This window comes from Antarcticibacterium sp. 1MA-6-2 (genome assembly GCF_021535135.1).
Lineage (GTDB): Bacteria > Bacteroidota > Bacteroidia > Flavobacteriales > Flavobacteriaceae > Gillisia.
Map to the genome: position 1 here is coordinate 2,756,500 of NZ_CP091036.1, position 13,192 is coordinate 2,769,691.

9 protein-coding genes and 3 pseudogenes are annotated in these 13,192 nt (G+C 39.0%); 2 read left to right on the forward strand and 10 right to left on the reverse strand.

Annotated features, from left to right (window positions below; all coding sequences use genetic code 11):
• Window positions 1-3: 3 nt before the first annotated feature.
• The 7 genes and pseudogenes from LZ575_RS14150 to pdxA all read right to left on the reverse strand — a co-directional run bounded on the left by LZ575_RS14150 (window position 4) and on the right by pdxA (window position 6,252).
• The gene (locus LZ575_RS14150; RefSeq protein ID WP_235325110.1) at window positions 4-1,119 is read right to left on the reverse strand and encodes an FAD-binding oxidoreductase; all 1,116 of its coding nucleotides are present in this window, start codon (window positions 1,117-1,119) and stop codon (window positions 4-6) included.
• A 127-nt stretch (window positions 1,120-1,246) separates the two neighbouring features.
• A pseudogene (gene accC / locus LZ575_RS14155) lies at window positions 1,247-2,600 on the reverse strand (acetyl-CoA carboxylase biotin carboxylase subunit).
• A gap of 59 nt (window positions 2,601-2,659) precedes the next feature.
• The gene (accB, locus tag LZ575_RS14160) at window positions 2,660-3,166 is read right to left on the reverse strand and encodes an acetyl-CoA carboxylase biotin carboxyl carrier protein (RefSeq protein WP_235325111.1); all 507 of its coding nucleotides are present in this window, start codon (window positions 3,164-3,166) and stop codon (window positions 2,660-2,662) included.
• Between the two features lie 15 nt (window positions 3,167-3,181).
• Window positions 3,182-4,182: pseudogene (locus LZ575_RS14165) on the reverse strand (beta-ketoacyl-ACP synthase III).
• Between the two features lie 171 nt (window positions 4,183-4,353).
• Complete coding sequence (rpmF, locus tag LZ575_RS14170; RefSeq protein WP_139066239.1) at window positions 4,354-4,551, reverse strand: 50S ribosomal protein L32; 198 nt, start codon at window positions 4,549-4,551, stop codon at window positions 4,354-4,356.
• A gap of 9 nt (window positions 4,552-4,560) precedes the next feature.
• Window positions 4,561-5,109, reverse strand: coding sequence for a DUF177 domain-containing protein (locus LZ575_RS14175; protein ID WP_235325112.1), 549 nt, complete (start codon window positions 5,107-5,109; stop codon window positions 4,561-4,563).
• 96 nt (window positions 5,110-5,205) lie between these two features.
• On the reverse strand, window positions 5,206-6,252 hold the full coding sequence (gene pdxA / locus LZ575_RS14180) for a 4-hydroxythreonine-4-phosphate dehydrogenase PdxA (RefSeq protein ID WP_235325113.1): 1,047 nt from the start codon (window positions 6,250-6,252) through the stop codon (window positions 5,206-5,208).
• Window positions 6,253-6,310: 58 nt separating this feature from the next.
• On the opposite strand from pdxA, the gene LZ575_RS14185 reads away from it, so the two are divergent.
• A complete protein-coding gene (locus tag LZ575_RS14185) occupies window positions 6,311-6,898 on the forward strand; it encodes a riboflavin synthase (RefSeq protein ID WP_235325114.1) in 588 nt (195 codons plus the stop codon).
• 113 nt (window positions 6,899-7,011) lie between these two features.
• On the opposite strand, the gene LZ575_RS14190 is transcribed toward LZ575_RS14185, so the two are convergent.
• Together LZ575_RS14190 and LZ575_RS14195 are read right to left on the reverse strand one after the other, a co-directional pair.
• The gene (locus LZ575_RS14190) at window positions 7,012-7,290 is read right to left on the reverse strand and encodes a hypothetical protein (protein ID WP_235325115.1); all 279 of its coding nucleotides are present in this window, start codon (window positions 7,288-7,290) and stop codon (window positions 7,012-7,014) included.
• A gap of 228 nt (window positions 7,291-7,518) precedes the next feature.
• Window positions 7,519-7,905 (reverse strand): DUF2809 domain-containing protein, encoded by a 387-nt coding sequence (locus LZ575_RS14195; RefSeq protein ID WP_235325116.1) that lies wholly within the window; start codon window positions 7,903-7,905, stop codon window positions 7,519-7,521.
• A 213-nt stretch (window positions 7,906-8,118) separates the two neighbouring features.
• On the opposite strand from LZ575_RS14195, the pseudogene LZ575_RS14200 reads away from it, so the two are divergent.
• Window positions 8,119-11,007, forward strand: a pseudogene (locus LZ575_RS14200) (M16 family metallopeptidase).
• 73 nt (window positions 11,008-11,080) lie between these two features.
• Here LZ575_RS14200 and LZ575_RS14205 read toward each other — a convergent pair.
• A complete protein-coding gene (locus tag LZ575_RS14205; protein WP_235325117.1) occupies window positions 11,081-13,183 on the reverse strand; it encodes a S8 family peptidase in 2,103 nt (700 codons plus the stop codon).
• Window positions 13,184-13,192 lie beyond the last annotated feature (9 nt).

Below are 13,192 nucleotides of genomic sequence, written 5' to 3' on the forward strand. Positions count from 1 at the left end.
AATTTATTTAATGAGATCTGCCAGCTCTTTACCCACAAGGCTGCCAATGGCAATACCCATACTAGCTAATCTCACTCCACAGAATATGTTTTCGGAAATTTGTTCTATAATAGGTTTTTTCTGCTTTCCCACTCCCATTATTCCGCTCCACCTTTGATCTATTTCAAAGGGTGTATCAGGAAGGATCGTTGTTCTTAACAGCTCTTCCAGGCGGTTTTGAATTAATTTTGTCTGTAACATTTTTACAGTTTCTTCGGCTTTAAAATCCAGATTTCTACCTCCACCAAAGAGAATACGGTCATCAATATTTCTAAAATAGTAAAATCCCTTATCAAGGTGAAAAGTGCCTTTAATATGTAAATCTTTAATCGGTTTAGTAATTAGCACCTGCGCCCTGGCGGGTTTGACCTCTTTAATTCCTAACTGGGAGGAAAAACCATTGGTGGCAATTAATAATTTACTTATTGTGATGTTGAAATGATCTGTCTCGATTTCAACTTTTTTCCTCGTATCGGTAAAGGCTTCAACAGTAATATTATTAAGAATTCTTATACCTGCCGCGTGAGTTTTTTGAAGGAGTGCAGCCATCATTTGGCCAGTATTTATTTGTGCCTCAAATGCGCTGTATATCAAATTCTTTTGTACATTTTTAAAACCGAAGGAATCGTTTTCTACAGAAAACACAGGCTTTTTAAAGATGGGAAAAAGCAGATTGTTTACGTAGTCCAGTTGAGATACACATTCCTCAAAAAGTTCCCTGTCTCCCGAAGTGAAAAGTTCATAACCACCGTAGGATTCATAGCCTAAGGTTTTATCTCCCAGGTTTTTTCTCAATAGCTCGAACCCTTTCACCCTTTTTCTTACCAATTGAACCACATCATCTTCAGAATGATTTCTAAGGTCCTCCAAAATTTCCGAAAGGCTTCCGTAACAGGCGAACCCGGCATTTTTTGTGCTCGCTCCATCGGGGAGCAGTCCTTTTTCCAATACCAATACCTTGGAGTCAGGATAACGCCGTTTTAGTTCTAAGGCAGTAGTGAGTCCTACAATGCCACTACCAACCACCGTAAAATCTATTTTAGAAAGCCAGGATTGCTGCTCCCAATAAGAAAAACTCATAAAATATTTTTTTCTGAAAGTACAGAATGTTTTGGAAAGTCAACAAGAGTAAATTTCCTTAAAATTTGAAACTAAAAACCTCACAGGTTTTTAAAACCTGTGAGGTTTAAAATATGTTGATTGTCACCTACTCTTCTTTAACGGGATCCATTTGCCAGGATTCCATGAACTTAGTAGTATAATTCCCGTCCACATAGTCTGGGTGATCCATTAACTGCCTGTGAAACGGAATAGTTGTTTTAACTCCTTCTATTACAAATTCATCAAGAGCACGCTTCATCTTGTTAATTGCTTCCTCCCTGGTTTGAGCGGTAGTTATTAACTTTGCTATCATTGAATCGTAATTGGGCGGGATAGAATAACCACTGTAAACGTGAGTATCTATTCTCACTCCATGTCCTCCCGGAGCGTGAAGATTAGTAATCTTCCCGGGTGAAGGCCTGAAGCCGTGGTGTGGATCTTCTGCGTTAATTCGGCATTCTATTGAGTGCAACTGAGGGAAATAGTTTTTACCTGAAATAGGCACCCCTGCAGCTACTAAAATTTGTTCTCTTATAAGGTCGTAATCTATTACCTGTTCGGTAATCGGATGTTCTACCTGGATACGGGTATTCATTTCCATAAAATAGAAATTTCGGTGTTTATCAACCAAAAATTCTACTGTTCCTGCACCTTCATATTTAATATATTCAGCTGCCTTAATTGCCGCTTCTCCCATTTGCTTCCTCAACTTATCTGTCATAAAAGGAGAAGGAGTTTCTTCGGTAAGTTTTTGGTGGCGACGTTGTATGGAACAATCTCTCTCAGAAAGGTGACAGGCTTTTCCGGTACTATCTCCAACCACCTGAATTTCAATGTGGCGGGGTTCCAAAATAAGCTTTTCCATATACATCCCGTCATTTCCGAATGCAGCGCCTGCTTCCTGTCTTGCAGAATCCCAGGCAGCACGAAGATCTTCTTCTTTATGTACAGCTCGCATTCCTTTTCCTCCACCACTAAGCAGTGGCTTTAAGCATTACGGGAAAGCCCATTCCTTTCGCGGTTTTAAGACATTCATCGTAATCCTTCAAAATACCATCTGACCCCGGAATACATGGAACTCCTGCAGCAATCATAGTCGCACGGGCAGAAGCTTTGTCTCCCATTTTGTCAATCATTTCGGGACTGGCGCCTATAAATTTTATTTTGTGTTCCTGGCAAATTCTGGAGAACTTCGCGTTTTCAGATAAAAAACCATAACCGGGATGTATAGCATCTGCATTGGTAATCTCGGCAGCTGCAATAATATTTGAAATTTTTAAATAAGATAAATTACTAGGAGGAGGACCAATACAAACTGCTTCATCGGCAAATCTTACGTGCAAACTTTCTGCATCTGCAGTAGAATAAACTGCAACGGTCTTTATTCCCATCTCTCTACATGTCCTAATAACACGTAAAGCAATCTCTCCTCTGTTGGCAATTAATATTTTTTTAAACATATACCTGTGTTTTTTCTACTAATGCGGTATTAATTAATTTTCCTGAAGAAAGAAGTTTCTTAAGACGGGTCTACTATAAATAAAGGCTGGTCAAATTCAACCGGGGAAGAGTCATCTACAATAACTTTTACAATTTTACCAGAGACTTCACTTTCTATTTCATTAAAAAGTTTCATTGCCTCAATAACACAAAGTACATCTCCTTCCTTAACAGTATCACCTACTTCTACAAAAGCAGCCTTGTCTGGAGAAGGTTTTCTATAAAATGTACCTATTATTGGAGATTTGACTGTAACATATTTAGGATTATCTTCTGAAGGTGTTTGAGATTTTTCTAAAGAAGAAGAGCTTTCCTGAGATGGAGCGGGTGCCTGTTGTTGCTGTTGCTGCATTGGTTGCTGCTGGATAGACTGTCCACCCATTGGCAACTGTTGAATATAGGTAGGTTCTCTTTCTTCTCCTCCTGTCTTAATGGTGATCTTTATATCATCCATTTCGAGCTTTACCTCACTGGCCCCGGATTTTGCTACAAATTTGATTAAATTCTGAATTTCTTTTAAATCCATAATATTGTGTGTTGGTTAATTAGAATTGTAAGCCCATTTCAAATAGATAGAACCCCAAGTGAATCCTCCTCCGAAAGTGGCAAATACTATATTATCTCCTTTTTTGAATTTATTTTCGTAATCGCTTAATAGTAAAGGCAATGTAGCTGAAGTAGTATTACCATACCTTTCAATGTTCATAAGAACTTTTTCATCCTCCAGGTTCATCCTGTTGGCGGTGGCCCTCACAATTCTTTGATTAGCCTGATGTGCAACCAGCCAGTTAACATCTTCATTAGTAAGTTCATTGCGCTTCATAATAAGCTCACTTACTTCAGCCATATTCGAGACAGCAAATTTGAATACGGTTTTCCCGTCCTGCTGCACATAATGTAAATTTTTGGCGACCGTAATTTCAGAAGGTGGCATAAGTGATCCACCTAGGCTTCAATTTTTAATGAATCACGACCTACACCGTCACTCCTAAGATATTCATCCTGAAGTCCAAGTCCTTCGTCATTAGATTCAAACAAAACTGCCCCCGCACCATCTCCAAAGATGATACAGGTAGTCCTGTCAGTATAATCAATTATTGAAGACATTTTATCGGCACCTATTAAAAGTACCTTTTTGTAGCGGCCGGATTCTATGTATGCAGCTGCGGTAGACATCCCGTAAAGAAATCCCGAACAGGCTGCCTGCAGGTCGTAAGCAAAGGCATTTGTCGCTCCTATTTGTGTTGCTACATAAACAGCCGTGGCTGCCACAGGAAGATCCGGACTTACAGTTGCCAAAAGGACAAGATCAATTTCCTGGGGATCCAATCCCGATTTTTCAATAAGATTTTCAGCTGCTTTAATGGCAAGAAAAGAGGTTCCTTTTGAGGGATCTTTTAAAATCCGACGTTCTTTGATTCCAGTGCGTGACGTAATCCATTCATCATTGGTATCAACCATTTTTTCCAGCATCTGGTTAGTCAATACATCGTCGGGAACGTAGGCACCTACAGCGGTAATGGCTGCTGTGTTTTTATTCATAAATTAAGAATTTTATCCACCAAGCAAGAGAGAAGCACATCACTTAGATTAAGAAATGTACTAAAATTTCTGCGAAATGGGGTGCAAATTAAGGCGTTTTTAGCACTTATTCAACTTAAAACAAAAAACTCCCACGAGGTGAGAGTTTGTTTAAATTCAAAGCTCTATTAATTAAGCTTCTACTTCTTCTGTATTGTCTATTAAAACCTGACCACGGTAATATAGTTTACCTTCATGCCAGTGAGCTCTGTGATACAAATGCGCTTCACCAGTGGTAGGATCTTTTGCAATTTGTGGAACAGAAGCTTTATAATGAGTCCTTCTTTTGTCTCTTCTGGTTTTGGAGGTTTTTCTTTTAGGATGTGCCATTGCTACGTATTATTTATCGTTTAATAAGTTTTTTAATTTATTCCATCGAGGATCTATATCTTCCTCACTTTCTAATTCGTCTAATTCCCGTTCTTCTTTAGGGCTTAGTTCTTCCAGTTTTTCAAGTACATCAGATTTTAAAGTACCGTCTAATACTCCCGGGTGTACCCTTTTCAAGGGAACAGAAAGCACAATTAATTCATAAATGTATTGAGCTACATTTATTTGATACTCCCCGTGTGGTAATATTAGCAATTCCTCACTATCCTCATTAAGTTCATCTCCAAACTTCACTACAAGCCTTAAGTCTCCTTCTACAGATTGATCATAAGGCTCATTTGTGAGATCACAGTTAACATTTACAACTCCCGAAGCCGTAAAAGTTAGTTCAAGCATCGTTGGTTTTTTTTCAAAAACCAATTTCACCTCAACATCTGCATCATTAAAATCATCATACTCAAAATGCTCAAAGAACTCTTTATTCACCTGGTACTCAAACCCGTGATTGCCTTGTTTCAATCCCACAAAAGGAATTGTAAACGCTGCTAGTTTCCTCATAACATCTTCTTTTTCAAGGGCCCGCCCTTCTCGGAAAGGCAGGCGCAAAGATATAAAAATCTTATGAAACCAACTTCCTTATAAACAATTTTTTGTTTATATCTTTTTGTTCTGTTTTTTGAGAGGGTTTTTGGTAAGTTTCTTATACTCCCTGCGGGTTTTATATATGTCTATAGCCTTAAATACAGCCTCCTTAAAACTGTTAATATTTGCAATGTTCTTCCCCGCTATTTCGAATGCGGTTCCGTGATCGGGAGAAGTTCGCACTTTTCGTAATCCTGCAGTGTAATTTACTCCTTCCCCAAAAGATAATGTCTTAAAAGGAATGAGACCCTGGTCATGATAAGAAGCAACTATCGCATCAAAATTCTGATGATTCTTGGTTCCAAAAAAGCTGTCAGCAGCAAATGGGCCGTATACAAGCTTTCCTTTGTCGCGAATTTTTTGAAGAGTAGGCTTTAATATTTCCTCATCTTCCTTTCCTATTAATCCGTTATCACCGCTATGCGGATTTATTCCCAGCACTGCAATTTTGGGCGCAGAGATCCTGAAGTCCTGTTGCAGTGTTCTATATATTGTCTCAATCTTTTTTTCTATGAGCTTTGGTGTTATAACATTTGCAATATCCTTTAAAGCAACATGATCTGTCAACAAACCTACTTTAAGATTATCGGTAATCATAAACATAAGACTGTCGCCCTGGAGTTCCCTGGCCAGATAATCTGTATGCCCGGGAAACTTAAAATCTTCAGACTGGATAGTGTTTTTATTTATAGGGGCGGTGACCAGCACATCAATTTCATCATTCTTTAACGCCCTGGTAGCAGCCTCAAGTGATTTAAAGGCATACTTCCCAATAGCCGGATCTTCTGCTCCAAAACTTATATTCACATTCTCTTTCCATACATTTAAAACATTGATCTTTCCTTCAATAATCTGGGAGATATCATCAATCCCGTGAATATTAATTTCCAGGTCAAAATGTTTTTTCAGGAAGCTTACTGTCTTTACTGAAGCAAATATTACAGGGGTACAAAAGTCAAGCATCCTGGCGTCGTCAAAGGTTTTTAAGACGATCTCTCCTCCTATACCATTTAGATCTCCAATGCTTACCCCCAGCTTTACTTTTTGAGCAGACTTCATACCTTATCCCCTTTTTTATTCTATTTTTACCACACAAATGTAAGAATAATCTACGACCATGTTTACTGGAATTGTTGAGGAACTAGGAGAGGTAATAAAATTAGTAGGGGAAAAGGGAAATCTTCACATTACTGTGGCTGCCCGAATGACGCCGGAACTAAAAATTGACCAAAGTGTAGCTCATAATGGGGTGTGCCTTACCGTGGTAAATGTAGAAGGGCAGAGTTATACTGTTACTGCAATAAATGAGACTCTTGAAAAGACTAATCTTGGGATGCTTAAGGAGGGGGATTTGGTGAACCTTGAAAGGGGAATGCAATTAGGAGCAAGACTGGACGGCCATATTGTTCAGGGACATGTGGATCAAATCGGAATTTGTAAAAGTGTAAGACAGGAAGAAGGTAGCTGGATCTATACTTTTGAATACGACCCCACCCGCAATAACATTACAATTGAAAAAGGTTCTATAACGGTAAACGGGGTAAGCCTTACGGTCATTAATTCCAAAAAGAGTGAATTTAGTGTGGCTATCATTCCCTATACCTACGACAATACAAGCTTTCAAAATCTCCGGGAAGGAGCAACGGTCAATCTAGAATTTGATGTGATTGGTAAATATGTGAAGAGGCTAACAGAACTAAAATAAATTCCCTTGTTCTTAGTTACAAAATTCCTGCAAATAAATGTTCGCCAGAATCTTTTTAAATAATACAAGGTCAGGAGTTGTACTGAGTAGATTTTCAGACTCCGGCATTGTATTTAGTTCTCTTGAAAAAATTTCTTACCTGAAGAAGCAAAAAACCAGACTCCCAGCCCCAGACCTGCAATGAGAAGAAAACTTAAGTTGGAATCTATAGGAACAACCAAACCAGGTGGTGGCGGGTTAGGACCACCACAACTTCCTCTTGGAAGGCAAGTATGGTTTGCACCACAAGGCACTTCTCCCGGAGGGCAAGGTCTTGCCTGTCCAAAAGTATTGTAGCTCATTGTGAACAACAAAACAACTACAGGTATAATATGCCTTAATTTAAGTTTCATACAGATATTGGGTATAACAAACCTATTTCAAAATTAAAGACTTTCCATCATTTTTTCGATCTAACGGGTATATACTCGTTGAAAAGCAGAAAAGAGCGATTTCAGCATTTAGTATCCAAAAATAGTTTTTATTCCGGAATGCAATACAGGTAAAATTTACCTAATCAGAAGTTTATATTCCATACCATTGTCCCTTAATCATTTAATCTTTTTAATTACACTTCCCTTTTAGCTTCTGCCCCTCAGGATCGATTTCCTATAAGTCTCAATTATTAAAATCGCACCAACTCCTGCAGTATATGCAAATATATCCCACCATTCAAATTGTGTGCCCAATACTGTTGCCCATACGGCATTTCTCTCCACATTGAGAATTCTGACGATTTTAATGTATTGCAGGATTTCCACCAGATAAGAAAATAAAAGAACCAGAAGGACAGCCCGGCCGACAGAGATTTGAAGGAAACTTTTTACAAAGCAATACAGGAGCATTATCACAAGGAAATCTCCCGCGTAAGGTCGAATAAATCTATCTCTCACGAATAAAGCAATAGAAATTTCTAAAAAAAAGAGAAGTACAAATAGGAAAAAGTATTTCTTGTTAAAGGTTAGCATTTACAAAGCTATTGTTTTACAAGTTTACATTATAATAAGTTTCCTTTAAAAACAGATGCCCTTCCTCCATTAAAGAAAAGAATAATCTTCTATTAAAAATCTATTCACTTCCCCGAAATAAAAATAGATTTTGTAACATCTTCTGCAGAAATTTGTCAAATTACTAAAACACAATTCTTTATATTTATTCATCTTAAAACTAAAAACAATCAAATGACAAATTTTAAGTTTAAAATGGTGGCTTTCGTCCTATCGTTAAGTGTGATAGGATTTGTTTCCTGCGATAAGGCCGTGGGAAATGAAAAAGCCGCTACTAACGATCCTGAATTATCAATTGAGTACGAGAAGTATGAACTTGATAACGGGCTTAACGTGGTCCTTCATCAGGATAAATCAGATCCAATTGTCTCTGTGGCCATACAATATGGAGTGGGATCAAACCGGGAGAAAAAAGGCCGTACAGGTTTCGCACACCTTTTTGAACACATGCTTTTTCAGGAATCAGAAAACGTTCCGCAGGATCAATTTTTTAAGAAAATCCAGGATGCTTAGGTGGAACATTAAACGGTGGTACCTGGCAGGATGGAACAGTTTATTATGAAGTGGTGCCAAAAAATGCGCTGGAAATGGTAATGTGGCTGGAATCTGACAGGATGGGTTATCTTATTAATACAGTAACTGAAACTGCTTTTGCCAACCAGCAGGAAGTTGTACAAAACGAAAAAAGACAACGTGTTGACAATAATCCTTATGGCCACACCGGATGGGTAATTGACAAAAACCTTTATCCCGATGGTCACCCGTACAGCTGGCAGGTGATTGGAGAGCTTGAAGATCTTCAAAACGCAACTGTAGCCGATGTTAAAGAATTCTATGACAAGTTCTATGGACCTAATAATGCTACCCTTGTAATAGCAGGAGATTTTGACAAAGCCGAAACCAAAAAACTGATAGAAAAGTACTTCGGAGAAATTAAAAAAAGACAGGAAGTGGCACCTTTAGAAGTTCAAACTGTGACTCTTCCTGAAACAAAACGTCTTTACCACGAAGACAATTTTGCCACAACACCTCAGCTAAACATGGTATGGCCTGCGGTAGAGCAGTATACTAAAGATGCTTATGCCCTGGATTTCCTGGGAGAAATACTTTCCGACGGGAAAGAAGCACCTTTATACCAGGTTCTTGTAAAAGAGAAGGAGCTTACTTCGCAACCTTATGCTTATAACAGCGCCAGCCAAATTGCAGGTAAATTTCAAATCTCTGTAACCGCAAATGCAGGAGTAGATCTAGACAGCGTTGAGGCTGGTATCAAAGAAGCTTTCACGTTATTTGAAAAAGAAGGTGTTACTGAAAGAGATATAGAAAGAATCAAAGCTTAGCCAGGAAACTGACTTTTATAACGGAATTAGCAGTGTTCTTGGTAAATCTTTCCAATTAGCACAATATGATGTATTCACCGGAGATCCGGGTTATATCGAAAAGGATATAAAAAATATTCGTGCGGTGACAAAAGAAGATGTTATGAGGGTTTATAACAAGTACATAAAGGGAAAACCATTTGTACTCACCAGTTTTGTACCTAAAGGAAATATAGAACTTATTGCTGAAAATTCTGAAAAAGCTGAAGTAGTTGAAGAAGAAATAACTGAAAATGTTCAAACAGAAGTAGCTGAAGAGCAGCAGGAAATCCAGAAGACTCCTTCAAAAATTGACCGCTCTGTACAACCTGCAATGGGAGAAACTCCCAAACTAAACGTTCCGGATTCCTGGTCAGAAGTTCTTGGAAATAAGCTCGAAGTATATGGACTGGAACAAACTGAGTTGCCCTTGGTAAACTTCAGCATTGTTATAGAAGGTGGTCACTTACTGGATGATCTTAGTAAAAACGGAGTAGCTAACTTGATGACGGATATTCTAATGGAAGGTACCGCCAATAAAACTCCGGCAGAGCTGGAAGAAGAGATCGACCTGCTTGGTGCTAACATAAATATGTACACTACCAGTGAGTCTATTGTTATTCGGGGTAATACCCTTACCCGTAATTTTGATAAGACTATGGCTTTGGTAGAGGAAATTTTACTTGAGCCTCGTTGGGACGAAGAAGAATTTGCGAGAATTAAGACCAGTACTATCAACGGTATTAGAAGAAATGAGGCCAATCCTAATGTAATTGCGAATCAGGTTTACAATAAAATCCTGTATGGGGAAAAGCATCCTTTTGCCTATCCAGTTTCGGGAACAGTAGAATCTGTTGAATCTATCACTATTCAGGATTTAAAGAATTATTATCAAAAATACTTCTCTCCTACCGTGAGCCGTATGCATATAGTAGGTGACATTTCTAAAACTGAAGCTCTGGCAGCTGCAAAAGGTTTGGCAGAGAAATGGGAGCCAAAAGAAGTAAAAATACCTGAATTCCCTATCAGTAATAACAGGGACAAAGCATCTTTGTATTTCGTAGATGTTCCTAACGCAAAACAATCGGTTATAAATATTGGCTATATCGCACTTCCAAGAACAAATCAGGATTATTTCCCGGCCGAGGTGATGAATTACAAATTGGGAGGGTCTTTCTCCGGAAACGTCAACCTGGTTTTACGTGAGGAAAAGGGGTATACTTACGGTGCCCGTTCAGGTTTTAGTGGTTCTAAGATTCCCGGAACTTTCACGGCTTCTTCCAGTGTACGTACTAATACTACAGGAGAATCTGTTGGAATATTCAGGGATGAAATTGCTAAATACAAGGAAGGAATTACTCCTGAAGATTTAGAATTCACCAAAAATGCTCTTATAAAATCCAATGCTCTTCGTTTTGAGACACAGGGCTCTTTACTTGGAATGCTTCAGGAAATGAGCGCTTATGATCTTGATCCTAAATATATAGAGAAGGAAGAAAAAATTATTGGAGCTATGACTTTGGAACAACACAGGAAGCTGGCTCAAAAATATCTGGACGAGTCAAAAATGGCTTATATCGTTGTTGGTGACGCAGCTACCCAGTTTGAGCAATTTAAAGACATGGGCTTTGACGAAGTACAGCTTGTAGATAAAAAAGGGGAAGAGATTAATAAAATTAAAACTCAACCCGATTTAAAAAATTAATTAAATAAAATAAGGAGATCGAAGCCTGTCCCGTGGACAGGCTTTTTGCTTATTACATATTTTAGATCCTAATTTAATAGACCAGTATCTTCGCAGTTCCTACCTGCTTTCCTCCTCGGGAAGTCCTTAATATGTACATCCCTGGTGTATAAAATTTGATCTCAAATCTATCAATATAGCGAATGAGATTATTTTCAGAGAGCAGCCTACCCTGCATATCAAAAATCTGGATTTCAAGATCGTCTCCTTTGGATATTACCGTTAGGTCCTCCCCGGCCCTTACGGGGTTTGGATATACCTCAAGAGTATTCTCTCCGGGAACAAAGATTTTCACTTCGTTTGTTTTAATCTCCCGTCCGTCACTTAAGAGGATTGTTACATAAAAATTGCTATACCCAGCTTCCATTACACTATCTGTAACGGTAAATTGCAAATTATTAAAGGGAGCGGTAAATTCTTCAATATTAGATATTTCTCCGCCTGAATCTCTTCGGAAGGTAATTTTTTCAATCCCTGTGCTGGTACTGAGATTTAAAGTGGCATTAACCATAGCTCCCTCATCCAGCAGCGCATAAAAATTCTGGTAATAACATAAAACTCCCTGTTCTTTATAATTAACCGCAAAACCTGCTGGTCCCCGGGAACCTTCGAAAATGGGAACAACTGACCAAAAATCGCTGCTGAAAGTGTCCTTATTAATAACGGCACTTGTGTCCTGCACTTCCAGGAAATCCTGCATATAAAAAGATCCCAGGTTCCGGAGTTGATAAGCTGTCGCATTTTCAACGCTCTCCCATGACAGCAGCACCTCCTCTTCACAGTTGTACACCACTTCAGGAATTAATTCCTGAGAAACAGCGAAATAATCAGAAAGAAATTCTGTTGAGCCTATTGTCATTCGCAGCTGAGCTCTTCCGGAAATATCAGAAGTATTCCATTTATAGTAGCCCTTTTTAAGATCTACATTTTCATCCAGGGTCACCCAGCCTGACTCATTGAGATTTACCTCCAGTTTTCCTGAATTAGCTGCAAAAGAGGTTTTCCATCTCAGGTAATTAGGTGTCTGGTTTCTAATTACTGCATCATCGGCAGTTGGAAAGGTCCATTCAAATTCATCTTCAGCAACGGTAGTATAAGCTATAGAAAACTTTTGAACATCGCTGATAAGATTTTCTGTAGCAACTTCAATTATATATTCCCCTGCCACAGGATCTTCCAGAGTGATAATTTCAGAAGGATTTAGATGATCTTTCCCTCTCTGTGCGGGAGCGTTAAGATTTTCTGGGTCCTTATTTAAAATCCAGGGTAGCCACAGGTTTCCTGAGGGATCTGTGATCTGCAGGTTAAGATCATTTTTTAAAGTTACTTCATCCCCGGGATTTGCTGCGGGATCGATCCAGGAGATGGCTATCTTAAAAGATTTTATTCCTTCAGGAATTGTAATACTGAAATCTTCAGGACCATTACCGTATATTTCTCCTTCAAGATAATTTCCTGCCTCTATGATTTTCATACTTTCATAAGCATTAAGATTTCCATATCCCGCTGAAAAATCTAAATGCTCTGCTCCCACGTCTTCTGCTCCGGCAATTAAAACTGCTTTTATGAGGGAAAATTCAGGAAAAACGCCCTCTTTCTTCCTGTAAAGATCCTGAAGCAGCACCGCAGTTCCTGAAACAAGAGCAGCTGCATCTGAAGTTCCTTCAGGCGCGTAAGCTACCAGTTCGGGTTTTAAGCGGCCGTCATTAGCTGGGCCTTTAGAACTTCGTGCTTCCACCTTCTTTTCTCTGTCTACCGCTCCTACAGTGAGAGCATTTTTTGCCATTTTGAAGTTCCCGGTCATATTTGCTGCTCCCGGGATTCCTGCATAATTTCCTGTCTCCGGAGTTTCCTGGCCTTTGTTTCCGGCTGAGAAAACATGAACCAGCTCCGGGATTTCATTCACTTGCGCGTCATAAACCGCGGCTTCGTTACTATATGAAGTCTCTATACCTGTACCATAAGAATGGTTTTGAACGTAAATTTCATTTTCTAAATAGGAAGAATTTTCGTCTGGAAATAATTGTAGAAAACTGGAACTGCTTACAACTGCTGCAGGAGCCACCCCCTTACCTCTACTGCTGCTGTTTCCAGCTCCCACTATGAGTGTCGCGATTAAAGTCGCGTGCCTGTCCAAATTTTCTGC